This window comes from Allobosea sp. BK604, from assembly GCF_004341515.1.
Lineage (GTDB): Bacteria > Pseudomonadota > Alphaproteobacteria > Rhizobiales > Beijerinckiaceae > Allobosea.
In genome coordinates this window covers 447,719-465,449 of sequence record NZ_SLZF01000002.1, presented here as the reverse complement: position 1 = coordinate 465,449, position 17,731 = coordinate 447,719, and the positions used below count along the sequence as shown (strand labels likewise).

The following is a 17,731-nucleotide window of genomic DNA, read 5'->3' as shown; positions in this document are numbered from 1 at the left end:
CCACCTTCGCATCAGGCCGCGCGTTGCGCGGCCTCGACGCCGAGAACCAGGGCCGCAAGCGCCTCGAGCGTCGGCGTCGCGATCCCCCTGGCCCGTCCGCGCTCGATCACGCTGAGATAGATCGCCTCGACCTCGCTCGGGCGCCCCGCTTCGATATCGCGGCGCATGCTGGTCTTGTTGCGTGCCGCGCCGCTGGTGACGATGCCGTCGAAGATGGCGTAGCGCGTCGCCTGCGGCAGCGGGACGCCGCAGGCCTCGGCCACGGCGGCAGCCTCGTCCATGGCGCGCCGCGCCACGTCGGCGAGCGCGGGCAGGCCGGCGACCTCGCCGATCGTCAGCCCGGTGAGGCCGCTGGTCGCCGACATCGCGACGTTCAGCATCAGCTTGCGCCATTTCTCGGCGAGAATGTCGGAGCTCGCGGTCGTCGGGATGCCGTGGGCCGACAACAGCGCAGCGAGCGTGGTCGCCCGGGAGGACAGGCCGCCACCGAGTTCGCCCACCACAGTCGGGAGCGCGGCGTAGTTGCGCACGACGCCCGGGGCTTCCAGGGTCGCCCCCAGCGAGGTCAGGCCGCCCAGGACGGTCTCGCTGCCCAAGGCCTCCGCCATGATCTCCTCGTTGCCGAGACCGTTCTGGAAGCTCACGGCCAGCGACCCGCGCCCCATCAGCGGGGCGATGCTCTCGGCCACGGCCCGCGTCGCGCTCGCCTTGCATTGGACGAGGACGATATCCGCCGGCGCGATGTCCGAGACGGTGGTCGCGGCACCGACCGGGACGGAGCGTTCGCCGCCCTCGCCGACGATGCGCAGTCCATGCTGCCGGATCGCGCCGACATGCTCGGCGCGACGCGCGAGCAAGGTGACGCGCAACCCCGCCTCTGCCAGCAACCCGCCGAACAGGCTGCCCATCGCGCCTGCTCCGGCGACGACCACATGCGGATCTTCCATGTCTCTCCTCCCCAAGCCGTCGGCGCGGCGCGCGCGACCAAATGTAAACGGATACATTTTGCTTGTCATCGGCCGGAAGATTGAATAGCGTTCCAGCATCGAGGCTGACCGGTGCACAGGCATGGCGGCCCAAGAAGCGCGTCACTAGCGCGCCGGTCGCTGAACGAGGGAGAGCCGAGGAATGGCTTCGCAACTGACGTCGCCCGCGACGTCCGACTTCGACTTGTCCAATCCTTCGACGGACCTGGAAGCGATGCCGCGGCGGCGCTCGCGCACGGTGCGCCGGCTGAAGCGCATCGGCTGGAACCTGATCCCGCCGCTGACCTTCGTCGCGATCGTCGCGTTCTGGTCGCTCGCCATCCAGATCTTCAAGATCCCGGCCTATCTGCTGCCGGGCCCTGGTGCGGTGTTTCAGCGCCTGGTGACCGATGCCGGCATGCTCTGGCTCAATGCCAAGGTGACGCTGACGGAGATTATCCTCGGCTTCGGCCTGACGATCGTCCTGGCGATCCCGCTCGGCCTGCTCATCGCGCTGTCGCCGCTGGCGAAGCAGACGCTCTACCCGCCGATCATGCTCCTGCAGCTCGTGCCCAAGATCGCGGTCGCGCCGCTCTTCCTGGTCTGGCTCGGCTTCGGCATGGAATCGAAGGTTCTGCTGACCATCCTGATGACCTTCTTCCCGCTCCTGCTCGCCAGCATCAGCGGCTTCCAGATCCTCGACACGCGGCTGCTCCATCTCACCCATTCGATGGGTGCGAATATCTGGCAGACCTTCTGGTATCTGCGCATTCCAGCCGCCCTGCCGGTCATCTTCTCCGGCATCAAGACCTCGGCGACCATCGCCGCCACGGCCGCCATCGTTGCCGAATTCGTCGGCGCCAATCAGGGCCTCGGCTACGTGCTGCTGAAGGGCACGAGCACGCTCGACATCGAGCTGACCTTCGCCGTCCTCGTCGTCCTCACGCTCATCGGGATCGTCATCAACTACGTCGTCGAATTCAGCGAATGGCTGATGACGCCATGGCAGCGCTCCAGCGGGCCGTGATCCACTTCACCACGAACGAACCAGCACAACAAAGAAACGGGAGGAACATCATGAAGCATTGGGTCAATCGATCGCTGGCCGCAGCCACGCTCGTAGCCGGATTTGGGCTTTCGGCCGCCTTCGCCCAGACACCGGTCACATTCCAGCTCAACTGGACCGCGGGCGGCCCCAATGCCGGCTTCGCCGCGGCCGTGGGCGAGGGCTACTACAAGGCCGCCGGCCTCGACGTGACCATCGTCCAGGGCAATGGCTCCGGCAACACCGCCCAGCTCGTCGCCAGCGGCCGCTCGCAGCTCGCCTATGCGGATGCCGTCGCCGTCGCGCAGCTCATCGCCAAGGGCGCGCCGATGAAGGTCGTCTCGACGATCTACCAGTCGAACCCGAATGCCGTGAACGCTCTGAAGAAGACCGGCATCAAGTCGGTCGCCGACCTGAAGGGCAAGAAGATCGGCGTGCCGGCCGGCGGCTCGCAGGGGCCGATGCTGCCGCTTCTCCTTCAGGCCAACGGCCTCAAGGAATCGGACATGACGCTGATGAACATGCCGGTCGCCGCGATGGTGCCCTCGCTCCTGCAGGGCCAGGTCGACGCGATCCTGGGCTCGACCGACGCCTACCAGATCCAGCTGGAGATGCAGGGCGCCGAGCTCGACAACTACACCTTCGCCGATAATGGCGTACCGACCGTGGCGACCTCGATCTTCGCCTCGAACGATTTCATCAAGCAGAATCCGGACGTCGTGAAGAAATTCATCGCGGCGAGCCTCAAGGGCTGGTCCTTCGCCCTCGACAACCCCGCGAAGTCGATCGAGCACGTCAAGAAGATCTTCCCGGACGTGAACGTCAAGCTCGCCACGGCCGAGCTCGCCGCGATCACGCCGCTCTTCTGCAGCGGCGGCGCCAAGTATATCGGCAAGGCCGAAGACGCGCATTGGGTCCGCACGCAGAAGCTCCTCTCGGAGGTGAAGCTGCTGCCGGAGGGACAGGACCCGAAGAGCTACTACACCAGCGAATTCCTGCCGCCGGACGGCGAGATGAGGGCCTGCAAATAAGGCTGGCCGCAGCGCGGCCATTCCCATCGCGCGAGAAAGATAAAGCATAGGCCTTGCCATGAAAGATAAGCCGAGATTGGGCTATCGCTATGACGACCTCTTCGTCGGGATGCGGTTCCGTAGCCCGGGCCGCACCATTACCGACGCCGATCTGGTCGGCTTCGCCGGCCTGACCGGAGACTATTCGGAGCTGCATACCAGCGACGTCTACGCGCAGAGCAGCCAGTTCGGCCGCAAGGTCGCGCATGGCATGCTCGGCCTCGCCTATGCCCATGGCCTGATGTGGGCCCGCACCGGCGAATTGCGGGAAACCGCAATCGCCTTCCTCGGCATCGACGGCTGGAAATTCCTCGGCCCGATCTTCGTCGGCGACACGATCTTCGTCGATTACGAACTGGCCGAGCTGCGGGACAGCCGTTCGCGCCCGACCCAGGCGATCGCGACCTTCGAGGTGAAGGTCGTCAAGCAGGACGGCGCAATCGTGCAGCAGGGCCGCAAGGCCCTGCTGGTTTCCAAGGTTCCTCTGGAAGCCGTGGCAGCCTCGACCGGCGCCGCGGCCGCCGCAAGCTGACAGGTTCGGACATGGCCGCGAAGCTGGACACCGAGGCGCGTTCGGGCGTGCCGATCGTCATCCGCAATGTCTCCAAGGTCTTCGGGGAGGATGGCGACAAGCCGTTCCGTGCGCTGAAGCGCGTCGATGTCGAGATTCCCGCAGGACAGTTCATTTCCGTGGTCGGCGCCTCCGGCTGCGGCAAGAGCACGCTGATGCTGATGGTCGCCGGGCTGCTGGCCCGGACGACGGGCGAGATCATGGTCGACGGTAAGACCGTGACGCGGCCGATCACCGATGTCGGCATCGCCTTCCAGGACCATCTGCTGCTCGATTTCCGCACGGCGTTCGAGAACGTCATGCTGCATGCCGACATCCGCCGGATCGACCGCGAGGCATTGGCGCGCCGTGCCAAGGACCTGTTCGCGCAGCTGCGGCTCACCCATGCGATGGACAAATATCCGCGCCAGCTCTCAGGCGGCATGCGCCAGCGTGTCTCGCTGATCCGGACACTGGTGCATGAACCCTCGGTCATCCTGATGGACGAGCCTTTCGGCGCGCTGGATGCGCTGACCCGCCTGCAGGTTCGCATGGATCTCGAGGCCCTCTGGCTGCGCAAGCGGCCGACCGTGGTCTTCATCACCCATAGCGTCGAGGAGGCTGTCGGCCTCTCCGACCGCATCCTCGTGATGAGCCCCAGTCCGGGCGAGGTCATCGACGACATCAAGGTCGAGCTGCAGCGGCCGCGACCGATCGTGCTCGGCGATGCGCCGGAATTCGCTGGTTATGTCGATCGGATCCATCGGCAGTTCGAGCGCATGGGCGTGCTTCACGGCCAGCCGCTCGCACAGCCCGCGGCGGCCTGACCATGACTGCGGGCACAGCGGCACAATTCGTTGCAAGCGGCTCGGCCAAGCTGGTCGAGGACGGTTTCGTCGCCGAGATCGAGCTGGCGAACGGCCCGCTCAACCTCGTGACGCGCCCGCTGCTGCGCCAGCTCAACGCTATTCTCGCCGGCCTGGCAGAACGGCGCGATCTGCGCTGCGTCATCCTCCATGGCGGCGCGGCACGGGCATTCTGCGCCGGCAGCGACATCAGGGAATTTGGGCCGATCCGGCACGATGCCAGCGAGCAGAAGATCCTGTTCGAGGATATGGTCCTGCGCAATCTGGCGCGCCTGCCGATGCCGACGATCGCCGCGATCGACGGACCCGCGCTTGGCGGCGGCTTGGAAATCGCACTGTGCTGCGACCTGCGGATCCTGCGCAGCGGCGTCGATGTCGGCTTGCCGGAATCTCAGCTCGGCGGACTCGCCGGCAGTGGCGCGATCCGGCTGACGCGTCTGATCGGGCCGGCGCGGGCGAAGCGAATGCTCTTCACCGGCGAGCCGATATCGAGCGAGCAGGCGCTGGCCTGGGGCGTCGTGAACGAGATCGCCGAGCAAGGCAGCGCGCTCGAGGCCGCCCGCGCCATGGCGGCGACGATCGCCCGGCGCGGCCCGATCTCGAATCGGCTGGCGAAGGAACTGGTCGATGCCGCCGCTGATCTCGCGCTCGATGCGGGGCTGTCGCAATCGACCGTCGCCCAGCAGCGCATTTTCGATTCCGATGATCTGCAGGAGGGAGCGGCTGCCTTCTTCGGCAAGCGCCCCCCGGTATTCACCGGCCGCTAGCGGCACCGACGCAAGGAGATCCAGACCCGTCATGGCCCATATCCCCGCCGAGCGTTGCCTGTCGATCGTCCAGCTTCTGGTCGAAGCCCCGGTCGGCATGCAGCTCGGCGAGGTCGCGCAGCGCCTGGCGCTGCCCAAGAGCGGTGTCCATCGCCTGCTTGCGGCGCTGATCGAGCAAGGCTGGGTCGAGCAGGATCAGCAGAGCGGTGCCTATCGCCTGACGATGCGCCTGACCATCCTGGGCCAGCGCCACTACATGGCGACGGGCATTCCCGACATGTGCCAGCCCCTGCTCGACGAGCTCGCTGCGCGAACCAAGGAATTCATCCGCCTCGCGGTGATCGACGCTCACGCGCTGGTCTGGGTCGCGGATGCGCAAGGCGCCCGCGGCGGGCTGATGTACCAGCCGCTGTTGACGAGCAATACGGTGCCGCTGCATGCGACCGCCAGCGGCAAGTCCTGGCTGGCCTGCCTTCCCCGGCAGCAGGTCCGCGATATCATTGGCCGCAATGGCGGCTTCGGCGAGCCGGGGCAATTCGGACCCAACGCCATCCGCAGCTTCGACCAGCTCTTCGTCGAGCTCGAGCGCACGAAGACCCGCGGCTTCGGCATCGCGGTCAGCGAGGCCGAGCCCGGCGTCACGGCCGTAGCCGCAGCGATTTGCTCGGGCCTCGACGGGGCGCCGGTCGGGACCGTCAGCGTCGCGGGTCCGGGTGTGCGCATGGGCGAGCGCCGGCTCAGCGAGCTCGGCCCCCTCGTCATGGACGTCGCCAGGCAGCTGTCGGAGCTATGGCCGCTGCGCAAGCCGCACAAGCCGTCCAGGCGTGAATCCGAGGCGGCCTGAATTCAGCGATAGACTGCACAAAACGGGCAGCGCTCAAGCAGAGCCTGCCGTTCTGTCAGACGAATTTGCCAATCTCTGGCCGGATGCCTTGAAGTTACAGAGCTGACTCGCTCATTTTTTCCGGCGGGCGGAGTTGCCGCCCTGTGCCCAGGCCCGTTCAGATTCCTGGAGCCGCTTGAATGCCGCGATATTCTCCTGGCCCTCGCGCATCGCTCCGATCATCTTGCCGGATTGCATCATGTCTCGGCCTTCCTCGATAACATCCATCGCGCAGCCTGCGGTCCTGTTGCAGGCAAATGCCGGCCTCAGTCCGATTTCCTGCGAGGCTATGCTGACAACGACCACGACGAATGTTCCGAGAACGATCTTGCTGATCATGACGTGAACTCCGTGACGGTTGCACTGAGCGTAGGCGCAATCCCGCGGGCCGCCGCCGCTTCCACGGAGAGAGCGCGGGTCATGATCGGGCGGCGTTTCACGCCCAATTCTCGTGGCCAATTCTAGCGGATTCAGCGCCACAAGAACCTGTCCCTAAGGACAATACGCTGGCGATCTCCGTTGTGTTGAATTTGGCCGCACTGACACGCTGCCGTGCCTGCCTGGAAACCGGGCCGGCCAACGACGCCTGCAAGAAACGCGACGAGCCGGCTCTCAGACCTCACCAGTCACGGAAGGATTCGAGATGGCCTCCACCGTCCAGGACTCGCGGTCCATCGATCATTTCTTTTCGGCGCCCTCAGGCCGCCAGGATCGCTGGCGGGAGCTTCATGCCGTCGCCAGATCCTGGGCCAAGGGCGACGAGAAGCGCAGCGCGGTGGAAGCGGCCCTGGCGGAGGTCGGCGTCGTCGAGGAATTCTTCGCATTTCCGGGGCAGGAGCTGATCGCCGCCTTGCGCGAGCGACTCCACAATGACGATTCAGGTGGCTTCCTCTCTCTCGCCAAGCGCATTTCGCTGGCGATCATCACCGGCAATTTCAAGCACGACCCCAAGGAATGGCAGACGGTCGACGTCTCCCTGGCCGATCCCGTCGACGTGCTTCCGTCCTCGCTCGGCGATGTCCAGCCGCACCGCCCCTATTTCGAGCTGTTGACACTGACGCCGGCGCCCGAGGGTCGCTGGCACCATATCGCCGCCGAGTTCCGCCGGCTGCGACGGCCCGAAGACGCTTTCGTCTACGAAAGCGTGCTGGTCGGCAGTCTCGAAGACGCGATCTGTGCGGCCGTGCTCAATCCCGATATCGCGGCGGTCGCGATCTATGAAGGTTTTGCGCTCAAGTCGCGCCATGACGCGCCGATACTCCGCGGCGTGCTGGCTGCTCAGCAGCCGCTGCTCGACAAGGCGGACGAGGCCGATCTGGCGCTCCGCCTGGCCGCCGGGCTGAAGGCGATCCGACCGGAGTTCGACATCTACCTCCTGTCCGACCGGCGGGTCGAACAACTCGCCGGCGACCCGCGGGCGGCGATGATCCGCCGCGTCATGTACCAGATCGAGGAGCCGCTCGAATTGCATCTTTCGGTGCTGGAAGGCATCAAGGCCCGGTTCGAGACGCCGTTCTTCGACAATCTCAAGCTCTATGCGCAAAGGCCGATCGGCACCTTCCACGCGCTGCCGATCGCCCGCGGCAAATCGGTGTTCCGCTCGCCCTGGATCCGCGACATGGGACACTTCTACGGCATCAACCTCTTCCTGGCGGAGAGCAGCGCCACGACGGGCGGGCTCGACAGCCTGCTGGAGCCGACCGGCAACATCAAGCGGGCGCAGGACATGGCCGCGCGCGCCTTCGGCGCCGATCACGTGTTCTTCGTGACCAACGGCACGAGCACGTCGAACAAGATGGTACTGCAGGCGCTGATCGCGCCGGGCGACATCGTCATTCTCGATCGCAACTGCCACAAGTCGCACCACTACGGGCTGGTGCTGAACGGCGCCCAGCCCTTCTACGTCGAGGCCTTCCCGATGACGGAATTCTCGATGTACGGCGCAGTCCCGTTGCGCACCATCAAGAAGGCGCTGCTGGATCTCAAGGCCGAAGGCCGGCTCGACCGCGTCAAGATGGTCGACCTGACCAACTGCACCTTCGACGGTCATATCTACAATACGCGGCGCGTGATGGAGGAATGCCTGGCCATCAAGCCGGACCTCATCTTCCTTTGGGACGAGGCCTGGTTTGGCTTCGCGCGCTGGTCGCCCTTCCTCCGGCCACGGACTGCGATGGGTGCGGCCGCCGATATCGAAGCCTCGATGCAGGGCGCGGACGCGCTCAAGCAATATGAGAGGCAGCAGAAGGAACTCGGCGGCAACCCGTCCCAGGACAAGCTCTTGGATACGCGCCTCGTTCCGGACCCGCGTGCCATTCGGCTGCGCGTCTACCAGACCAACTCGACGCACAAGTCGATGTCGGCGATCCGTCAGGGCTCGATGGTCCTGGTCAAGGACGTCGATTTCCATTCCGTCGAGGCGCAGTTCCACGAGGCGGTCTTCACCCATGCCTCGACCAGTCCGAACCAGCAGCTCATCGCCAGCCTCGATGTCGCGCGCCGGCAAATGGAGCTCGAGGGCTACGGGCTGGTAATGAATGCCATCGAGGTCGCCCTCGATATCCGGCGCGAGGTCAACAGCCACCCGCTGATCTCGAAATATTTCTCGATCGTCGGCGCCGACGGCATGGTGCCCAAGGAGTATCGCAGCAGCGGCTTCGTCGATTTCCTCGCGCCCGGTACGCGCTGGGACGACCAGTTGCGCAGCATGCGGGAGGACGAGTTCTGCCTCGATCCGACCCGGATGACGCTCGTCTGCGGCACCGCGGGCTTCGACGGTACCGGCTTCAAGGGCCTGCTCGCCGCAGAGTACAATATCCAGGTCAACAAGACCTCGCGAAACTCCGTCCTGCTGCAATCCAACATCAACAATACGCGCAGCGATGTCGCGCTCCTGATCAGCGTCCTTCTCAAGATCGCCAATGGCATCGAGACCCGCCTGCGCCAGGGCGGCGAGGAAGAGCGCAAGGCCTTTGCAACGCGCGTGCACGCCCTGATGAACGATGTGCCCGATCTGCCGAATTTCAGCCGGTTCCATGAGGCGTTCCGGAAGGATGCCGGCGATATGACGCCCGAGGGTGATATTCGCAGCGCCTTCTTCGCGGCCTATGCGGAGGAGCAGTGCGAATACCTGCGCATCGACAGCCCTGAATGCGACCGCCGCCTCAGCGAGGGGCCGGAACTGGTCTCGGCCAATTTCGTGATCCCCTATCCGCCGGGCTTCCCGATCATGGTGCCGGGCCAGGTCGTGACCCGCGAGACAATCACCTTCATGCGCAAGCTCGATGTGAAGGAGATCCATGGCTACGAGAAGGCCAGGGGTCTCAAGCTGCTGCGAGCCGATGCGCTCGGCAAGAGGAGCGCGAATACCGAGGGCGCGCGCAAGAAGCCGAGAGCCGCATAGCCTGAATTCGGAGAACGATACGTCTGGAGATAGGGGGAGAACATGTTCGACTGGTTCGTCAGTACGTTACGTAGTTACCCCGAGATCGCGCTCTTTCTCTCGCTGGGGATCGGATACTATGTCGGCGGCTTCTCCTATAAGGGCTTCAGCCTCGGCGCGGTGACGTCGACACTCATTGCCGCCGTCATCATCGGACAGCTCGGCATCACGATCTCCCCGAACGTCAAATCGACCTTCTTCCTGATGTTCCTGTTCGCGGTCGGCTACGGCGTCGGGCCGCAATTCGTCCGCGGCATCGCCAAGGATGGCGCGCCTCAGGCCCTTTTCGCCGTGGTCGTGACCGTCTTCTGCCTGCTCACGGCATGGATCGCTGCGCGGGTGGCGGGCTATCACCCGGGCTATGCGGCGGGTCTCTATGCCGGCTCACAGACGATTTCCGCCTCCATGGGCCTCGCCACCGACGCGATCAACCGGCTTGGCCTCTCGCCTGAACAGACCAAGGAATGGCTCGATGCGATGCCGGTCGCCTATGCCGTGACCTACATATTCGGCACGGTCGGCTCCGCCATCGTCCTGGCGCTGCTTGGACCGAAGCTGCTTGGAATCGACCTCGTCAAGGCCTGCAAGGACTACGAGGCGCGGCTTGGCGGCGGCAAGGAGCTCGGCGGCCCCGGCTCGGTCTGGCGGCGCTTCGAACTGCGCGCCTACCGCCTGCGCAGCGGTGCGCGGGTCGCTGGCATGCGGGCCGTGGAAGCCGAGGCCCTGGTGCCGGACGCACGCGTCTTCGTCGAGCGCATCCGACGCAACGGCGTGATCGAGGACGCGAAGGCTGACACGATCCTGCAGGAGGGCGACATCGTCGCGATCGCCGGCCCGCGCGAGATTCTGGTCAACGTCATCGAGCCCAATGCCGACGAGGTCGAGGATCCCGAACTCCTCGACGTCAAGGCCGAGGGCGTCGACATCTATGTCACGAGCAAGGCGGTCGACGGCAAGACGCTGAGCGAGATGGCCCAGCTCCCTTCGGCGCGCGGCGTCTTCCTGCGCAAGATCGTCCGGGGCGCGACCGCGGTCAGCATCCCGATCCTGCCGGACACGATCATCCATCGCGGCGACATCCTCACCGTTGTCGGCCGCACCCAGGATATCGCCGCGGCGGCCAAGGTCATCGGGCATCCCGACCGACCGAGCGATGTTGCCGATGTCGCCTTCATCGGCGGCGCGATCACGCTCGGCGCGCTGATCGGCGCACTCGTCTTCAAGGTTGGCGGCGTTCCGCTGACCCTGTCGACCGCGGGCGGCGCATTGATCTCCGGCCTCGTCTTCGGTTGGCTGAGATCGGTCCGACCCCTCTTCGGCCGTATCCCGAGCTCGACCGTCTGGTTCATGAATTCGGTCGGCCTGAACATCTTCATCGCCGTCGTCGGCATCTCGGCAGGACCAGGCTTCGTCAAGGGACTGCAGACGCAGGGGGTCGGCCTGTTCATCTGGGGCATCGTCGCGACCTCGGTCCCGCTGATCCTGGGAATGTTCGTCGGAAAATACGTCTTTCGCTTCGACCCCGCGATCCTGTTCGGTTGCTGCGCCGGGGCCCGTACCACGACGGCTGCGCTCGGAATGATCTGCGAGACCGCCAAGAGCCAGGTTCCGGCGCTCGGCTACACCGTGACCTACGCGGTCGGCAACACGCTGCTCACGATCTGGGGAATGGTGATCATCATCCTGATGACATAGCCGCCGCGCCTCTCCGGGTGCGCAGAGATGGCCTAGGCCTTTGTTCTATCGTCCGATTTTCAGAAGCGGGTCCCGCTTTCCGAAACCGATGATGCGCCGGCGATCACGATTGGGAGAAGACCAATGGATGTCGTTACACTGCGGAATTTCGAGAAGCTCAGCCCGTTCGAGATCAAGGACGAACTGATCAAGATCGCAAAGCAAGTGGCGCAGGAGTCTGCGATCACGATGCTGAATGCCGGCCGCGGCAACCCGAACTGGGTCGCGATGGCGCCACGCGAAGCCTTTTTTCTGCTCGGTCAGTTCGCCATCACCGAAAGCCGGCGGGTCATGGACAAGCCCGCAAGTATCGGCGGCATGCCCAAGGCCGACGGAATCGCGCAAAGGCTCGAAACCTGGCTCGCTGGACATCCGGATTCGCCTGGCGCCAAGCACCTGGGCGAGATGGTCAATTTCGCGATCAAGAAATTCGACTTCAAGCCCGATGCCTTCGTGCATGAGCTCGTCGATTCCATCATCGGCGACAACTATCCGGTGCCCGATCGCATGCTCGTCCATAACGAGCGCATCGTGCACGAATACCTGATGTGGGCGATGTGCGGCGAGCCGCGCCCGCCCGGCCAGTTCGACATCTATGCGGTCGAGGGCGGCACCGCGGCGATGTGCTACATCTTCAAGTCACTGAAGGCGAACCGGCTGCTGAATGCCGGCGACACGATCGCGCTAGGGACACCAATCTTCACGCCGTATCTGGAGATGCCGCATCTCGAGGATTACGGCCTCGATATCGTCACCATCGCTGCGCCGCAGGAGAACCGCTTCCAGTTCACCGACGCGGAGCTGAAGAAGCTCGAGGATCCGAAGATCAAGGCCTTCTTCGTCGTCAATCCCGGCAATCCCTATGCGGTCGCGCTGAGCGAGGAGACGATCGCCAAGATCGTCAAGCTGGTCCAGACCAAGCGTCCCGACCTGATGATCCTGACGGACGATGTCTATGGCACCTTCGTGAAGGGTTTCCGCGGATTGCTCGGCGCGCTGCCGCACAATACGATCGGCGTCTATTCATACTCCAAGTATTTCGGCTGCACCGGCTGGCGTCTCGGCACCATCGCGATCCATCGCGAGAACATCTTCGACAAGGCGATCGCCAAGCATCCCGAGAAGATCCTCGGCGCGCTCGACAAGCGCTACGGACCGATCACGCTGAAGCCGCGCGAGCTCAGGCTGATCGACCGGATCGTCGCCGACAGCCGCGATATCGCGCTGAACCATACGGCCGGGTTGTCATTGCCCCAGCAGGTGATGATGACGCTGTTCTCGCTGTCGGAAATGCTCGATGAGGCCAAGCTCTACCAGAAGACCTGCATGGACATCGTCCAGCACCGGTTCACCAAGATGATCGAAGGCCTGGGCATCGAGCTCTCGGAGAACCTGCTCTACGATCGCTATTACGGCCTCGTCGATTTCGAGTTCTGGGCCAATAAATATGTCGGCCCCGAAGTGGTCGAATACATGAAGAAGAACGTCCACCCGCTCGACATCGTCTTCCGTCTCGCTGAGGACCACGGCATCGTCCTGCTGAACGGCGGCGGCTTCCATGCGCCGGACTGGTCCGTGCGCGTCTCCTTCGCCAATCTCGACGACGAGGTCTACGGGCAGATCGGCCGCGCGACGCGGGCCGTGGCGCGCGGTTACCGCCAGGCATTCGAGGCCTACAAGCTGGCCCTGTCCCAGAAGGCGCAGCCGGCGCCGGCAGCAGGCGAATAGTCGGCCTGCCAAGGCAGGCCCGCGGCGGAGCCGCCTTGGATATCTGCCGGATCGGGGTTTGGCCCGGTCCGGGGCTCTCTTGCCTCATCGAGGCGGCCCATGAGCTATGTCGCGAACGCGCTGCGGGACAATCCTGATCTTGCGATATTCCTGACCGTCGCGCTCGGCTTCCTGATCGGCCGACTTAAATTCGGCAGCTTCAGCCTCGGAATCGTCGTCGGCTGCCTGCTGGCCGGCGTGCTGATCGGGCAGCTCGACATCAAGGTCTCGCCGCTGGTGAAGGCGATCTTCTTCGATCTCTTCCTCTTCACCACCGGCTACAAGGTCGGTCCCCAGTTCTTCCGCGCGCTGAAGCGGGACGCCTTCCCTCAGATGGCGCTGACCGTCGTCCTCTGTGTCGCCTGTCTGCTCACGGCCCTCGGCTTCTCCAAGCTATTGGGCTACGACATCGGCACGGCCGCCGGGTTGCTTGCCGGCGCGTTCTCGGAATCGACGGTGATCGGCACGGCCGGCCAGGCCATCCAGCGCCTCGATCTTCCCCAGGAGCAGCGAACGGCGCTGATCAACAACATCCCCGTCGCCTATGCCGTGACCTATCTCGTCGGCACGGCCTCGCTCGTCTGGTTCCTGCCGAAGATCGGCCCGAAGCTGATGGGCATCGACCTCAAGCAGGAAGCGGCGCAGATGCGCTCCCAGTCGGCCGGGTCGGGCGGCGAGACCGAAGGCGTCGTCTCAGCCGCGCGGATGTTCGACGTGCGCGCCTACCGCGTCACCAACGCCGTGCTGTTCGGCAAGACGATCGCCGAGATCGAGGCGTTGCCGCGGGATGCGCGCGTCTATGTGCTGCGCGTCCGCAGCGGCGGCTCGCTGCAGGAGCCTGCGCCCGATCTCGCCATCCGCGAGGGCGATATCATCGCGGTCATGGCGCGGCAGGAGATCCATGCCGGCCGCGGCGATGTGATCGGCCCCGAGGTCAGCGACGCCGGCTTGCTCGACATACCCCTCGAATCGCTCGACGTGGTCCTGACCAACCGTGCGCTCGATGGCCTGTCGCTCGCGGTCCTGGCCAAGGAGGAGTTCGCGCGCGGCGTCTTCCTCTCCAGGCTGACGCGGTCCGGCATCGCCATGCCGATCACGATCGAGAGCCAGGTCAACCGCGGTGACGTGCTCTCCCTCGTCGGGCCGTTGCCACTGGTCGAGCGCGCTGCGGCCCAGCTCGGTTATGCCGACCGGCGCACCACGGCGACGGACATGGTCTTCGTCGGGCTCGGCATCTTCCTGGGCGGGCTGGTCGGCCTGTTGACCCTGGTTGTCGGCGGCGTGCCCTTGACGCTCACCACGAGCGGCGGCGCCCTGATCATGGGTCTCGTCTTCGGCTGGCTCAGATCCGTCTATCCGTTCTTCGGCCGCATCCCTGAGCCGGCGATCTGGATCTTCGACACACTCGGTCTATGCATGTTCATCGGCATCGTCGGGCTGGGCGCGGGGCCGAGCTTCATTTCGGGCCTGAAGACGACGGGCCTCAGCCTCGTCGCGGTCGGCCTGGTCTCGGCGCTGCTGCCGCATACGATCGGCATCCTGTTCGGCCGCTATGTCCTGAAGATGAACCCGCTGATCGTGCTGGGCGCCTGCGCCGGTGCGGGCACGATCACCGCGGCGCTGAGGGCCGTTCAGGACGAAGCGCAAAGCAGCATCCCCGCCCTGGGCTACACGGTGCCTTACGCAATCGGGAATATCCTGCTGACGGCCTGGGGGCCTGTCTTGGTCGCGTTGATGTCGCTCTGAGGATTGCGCCAGCGATGACGATCCCAGCTGGCTCCTATCGCAGGGCCGTCAATCCAGGGCTGCGAAATTGACCCTGGTTGGCACCGACCAGGTCAGGACCGGCCAGGCCAGGAAAATCAGCGGCCAGGCGGCCGCGACGATGGCTATGACGCCATATCCGGCCAGACGATGACCACGATCGTGCGATTCGAGGATCGAATTCAGCAGGATCCAGCCTGCAATCATACCGTAGACGGCAGTGGCGAAGGACGACGCCATGTGAATGCTCCAGCTGCCGCAACGGATAAATGGTTAAGAGACCATAAATCGGCGGCAGGAAAAAGCAAACTATCTCCGGTGGATACCGGTCGTTCTTACGCCGCGATGGTTACCCGGCTGGGTAGCCGTCCCGCCGCGCGCTCACGACGTGGCCAGACGCTTGGCCGCGACGCCCTGCCTGCGCCACACCACGATCCACGAACCCGCCAGAACGATCAGTTCCGAGACCGCGCTGCCGAAGAGTGACCAGGATGGCGAGCCGGTCAGCAGGATTCCCAGGACGAGCGACAATCCGACCGCCGCGGCGAGGCCCGAGAGGATCGCGATCGTGCGGAAGTCCAGCATGATCTCGAGCCAGATGCGCGGCATGACATAGAGCATCGGCACGGTGTAGATCGCCCATGCCAGCGCCGCGATCTTGTAGAATTGCGTGTTCTCGAGTGTATCAGGCTGTATGAACGGCAGGGCAACCATGATCACGACGCCATAGAGCAGGCCGAAGAGCCCTAGCGGAATCGGCCACGTCCGCATCAACCGCCAGACCTTTTGGATCTCGCCCCGCGCCAATGAGATCGACATCTCCGGATGCAGCATATTGGCGAAGGCCGTGGAGATGATCCGCAACGGGACGAACATGACGAGCGCGGCCGCGATCGGGGCGTAGGCCGCAGGCCCGGCGATGCCGGCGACGAGCAGGGCCATGCCCTGTCCCTGGACATTCGTGATCGTCACGCTGAGCAGCGACCAGCGCAGATCGCGCCACAGCTTCGCGTATCGACGCCAGACATGAACGCCCAGGCTGATCCGGACCGGCCGCTTGGCGAAGCCGAGCAGGACCGCGATGCCCAGCGCATTCGCGCAGACCAGCGCCAGGAAAGTGTGCTGCAGCACATGCTCGGCATCGAGCAGGACGAGTGCCGCGCCGGCGGCGCCGCTGAGCGTGAAGACGAGATCGCTGACGCTGACCAGCCTTTGCCGGTGCCGGGCGAAGAATACGGTGCGCAGATGGCTGCGCAGCGTCCACAGGCCGACGAAGGCGCCGCCGGCCAGGACGCCCTCCTTGAGCCAGACGTTCAGGACGCAGGCGAGGCCGATCGCCAGCACGACCGACAGCAGAAGCGCGGCCGAGCCGAAGGTGATCTCGAACGCATTCGCGGCGGCGCTGCTGCGGCTTTGCGTGATGCAGATGCTGGCGGGCAGGGCGGTGAGCGAGCGGATATAGGTGAGGCCGAGCCCGCCGATCACCATGACCAGCGCAAAGATTCCGTATTCATAGGCCGAGACCGCATGGAGCAATGCGAGGTTGAGCGCCAGATGGAATGCGCTCTGCATCGCCTCGCCGCCGATCATCATGACCAGGCGGCCGAGGATGCGCCGGATATTCCGTGTGTTCATGCGGAATCCGCCGCGTGCTGCTGCGGGTTCGCGCTCGCTCGCCTCGCCTCGGCGGCTTCCAGCATCTCCCGCGCGACAGCGGAGATCGCGCTGGCGACGGCCTCTGCGCTGAACAGCCGCTCATAGCGTTCGCGCCCGGCTCGGGCCATCGGGGCAAGCCGTCCGGGAGACTCGATGATCTCGATCAGCGCTTGCGTCAGCGCCTCCGCATCGCCCGGCGGCAGGAGCCAGCCGGTCACCCCGTCGGCCACGACCTCGCGCAATCCGCCGATCGCCGACGCGAGCGGAGGCCGCCCGAAGGCCATTGCCTCGATCGCGACGCGCCCGAGCGATTCCGGGCGGCGCGACGGCACCGCGACGACATCGGCCCAGCGATAGAGGGGGGTCGGGTCGTCGAGAAACGGCTCGATACTCACGCAGTCCTTCAGGCCCATCGCCGGAACCATGTCCCGCAAGGCCTGTTCGAGGCCCTGGTCCTCGAAGGCGCTTCCGACGATCCGGACGGAAATACTTGCGTGAAGCGGCGCCGGCAGCGCGGCCAGCGCCGCGAGAAGGATCTCCTGTCCCTTGATGCGATTGATCCGGCCGAGTAGCAGCACATGCAGGGGGCGCGAGCCGTCATAGCGCGTCGGCTGCCAATCGGGCGGCCCGGCAATGCCGTTATAGATCACGTCCCAGGGCTGTCCGGGCGGCGGCGCGAAGGCCTCGCGCGTCGCCTGCGAATTGAAGATCAGCCTGCTCCGGCCCCAGAGCGCTAGCGCCCGGAGCGCCCGGCGCGTCGAGCCCTCGGGAATTTCATGAATATGCTGAATTACTTTCCCGGGGAAAAACCGAGCGGCGATGCAATAGTCGACGATCACCGAGGTGTTCACATAGACCAGATCGCAGCGTGCGATCCGCGCGGCGGCGCGCCTGACGGCCAGCGGCAACGTGACGGCGCCGGTGGCGAGGAGCTTCGGCAGTGCCTTGCGCCTAAGGATCCAGAGCGGCTCGAAGGACACACGGCTGGCGACGTTTTCGAGCAATGCGAGGATCGGGCCCGGCCGCGGCAGTACGACCTCGATCTCGGCCGTCGGATAGGCCGCGCGCAAGGCGGCGACGCTTTCGGCGAAGCTGCGATCCGAGCCATAGAGCTCATAGCCCTGATGGACGCAGGCAATCTGGATCGGCACGACCAGGTTCCGTTTCACGATGATACAGCTTCCGCCGGTGACCACCGACCCGAGCAACAGGCATGCCAAAG

Annotated in this window: 15 protein-coding genes; 10 read left to right on the top strand and 5 right to left on the bottom strand. The window is 65.1% G+C overall.

Annotated features, from left to right (window positions below):
* Window positions 1–11: 11 nt before the first annotated feature.
* On the bottom strand, window positions 12–947 hold the full coding sequence (locus EV560_RS07550) for a ketopantoate reductase family protein (protein ID WP_165923365.1): 936 nt from the start codon (window positions 945–947) through the stop codon (window positions 12–14).
* A 181-nt stretch (window positions 948–1,128) separates the two neighbouring features.
* Between EV560_RS07550 and EV560_RS07545 the strand changes: the two genes are divergently transcribed.
* Genes EV560_RS07545 through EV560_RS07520 form a run of 6 tightly spaced genes read left to right on the top strand, consistent with a single transcriptional unit; the run spans window position 1,129 to window position 6,107 of the window.
* Window positions 1,129–1,992, top strand: a complete 864-nt coding sequence (locus tag EV560_RS07545; RefSeq protein WP_131855118.1) for an ABC transporter permease — start codon at window positions 1,129–1,131, stop codon at window positions 1,990–1,992.
* A gap of 50 nt (window positions 1,993–2,042) precedes the next feature.
* The gene (locus EV560_RS07540) at window positions 2,043–3,041 is read left to right on the top strand and encodes an ABC transporter substrate-binding protein (protein WP_131855117.1); all 999 of its coding nucleotides are present in this window, start codon (window positions 2,043–2,045) and stop codon (window positions 3,039–3,041) included.
* Window positions 3,042–3,099: 58 nt separating this feature from the next.
* Window positions 3,100–3,612 (top strand): MaoC/PaaZ C-terminal domain-containing protein, encoded by a 513-nt coding sequence (locus EV560_RS07535; RefSeq protein WP_131855116.1) that lies wholly within the window; start codon window positions 3,100–3,102, stop codon window positions 3,610–3,612.
* An 11-nt stretch (window positions 3,613–3,623) separates the two neighbouring features.
* On the top strand, window positions 3,624–4,457 hold the full coding sequence (locus tag EV560_RS07530) for an ABC transporter ATP-binding protein (protein ID WP_131855115.1): 834 nt from the start codon (window positions 3,624–3,626) through the stop codon (window positions 4,455–4,457).
* 2 nt (window positions 4,458–4,459) lie between these two features.
* Window positions 4,460–5,263, top strand: a complete 804-nt coding sequence (locus EV560_RS07525; RefSeq protein ID WP_131855114.1) for an enoyl-CoA hydratase/isomerase family protein — start codon at window positions 4,460–4,462, stop codon at window positions 5,261–5,263.
* Between the two features lie 31 nt (window positions 5,264–5,294).
* A complete protein-coding gene (locus tag EV560_RS07520) occupies window positions 5,295–6,107 on the top strand; it encodes an IclR family transcriptional regulator (RefSeq protein WP_165923364.1) in 813 nt (270 codons plus the stop codon).
* 111 nt (window positions 6,108–6,218) lie between these two features.
* Here the strand turns inward: EV560_RS07520 and EV560_RS07515 are convergent, their stop codons facing one another.
* On the bottom strand, window positions 6,219–6,485 hold the full coding sequence (locus EV560_RS07515; protein ID WP_131855112.1) for a hypothetical protein: 267 nt from the start codon (window positions 6,483–6,485) through the stop codon (window positions 6,219–6,221).
* Between the two features lie 304 nt (window positions 6,486–6,789).
* Between EV560_RS07515 and EV560_RS07510 the strand changes: the two genes are divergently transcribed.
* From EV560_RS07510 to aspT (EV560_RS07495), 4 genes are all read left to right on the top strand, one after another.
* Entirely contained in the window at window positions 6,790–9,549 is a 2,760-nt protein-coding gene (locus tag EV560_RS07510; RefSeq protein WP_131855111.1) for an aminotransferase class I/II-fold pyridoxal phosphate-dependent enzyme, read from the top strand.
* A 42-nt stretch (window positions 9,550–9,591) separates the two neighbouring features.
* Entirely contained in the window at window positions 9,592–11,283 is a 1,692-nt protein-coding gene (gene aspT, locus EV560_RS07505; RefSeq protein WP_131855110.1) for an aspartate-alanine antiporter, read from the top strand.
* Between the two features lie 123 nt (window positions 11,284–11,406).
* Entirely contained in the window at window positions 11,407–13,050 is a 1,644-nt protein-coding gene (gene aspD, locus EV560_RS07500) for an aspartate 4-decarboxylase (protein ID WP_131855109.1), read from the top strand.
* Between the two features lie 99 nt (window positions 13,051–13,149).
* The gene (gene aspT, locus EV560_RS07495) at window positions 13,150–14,835 is read left to right on the top strand and encodes an aspartate-alanine antiporter (protein WP_131855108.1); all 1,686 of its coding nucleotides are present in this window, start codon (window positions 13,150–13,152) and stop codon (window positions 14,833–14,835) included.
* A 48-nt stretch (window positions 14,836–14,883) separates the two neighbouring features.
* Here the strand turns inward: aspT (EV560_RS07495) and EV560_RS07490 are convergent, their stop codons facing one another.
* From EV560_RS07490 to EV560_RS07480, 3 genes are all read right to left on the bottom strand, one after another.
* Window positions 14,884–15,093 (bottom strand): hypothetical protein, encoded by a 210-nt coding sequence (locus tag EV560_RS07490; RefSeq protein ID WP_131855107.1) that lies wholly within the window; start codon window positions 15,091–15,093, stop codon window positions 14,884–14,886.
* Window positions 15,094–15,234: 141 nt separating this feature from the next.
* Entirely contained in the window at window positions 15,235–16,488 is a 1,254-nt protein-coding gene (locus EV560_RS07485) for a hypothetical protein (RefSeq protein WP_131855106.1), read from the bottom strand.
* On the bottom strand, window positions 16,485–17,678 hold the full coding sequence (locus tag EV560_RS07480) for a glycosyltransferase family 4 protein (protein WP_248311934.1): 1,194 nt from the start codon (window positions 17,676–17,678) through the stop codon (window positions 16,485–16,487). Before EV560_RS07480 ends, EV560_RS07485 begins: the two co-directional genes overlap by 4 nt.
* Window positions 17,679–17,731: the final 53 nt, after the last annotated feature.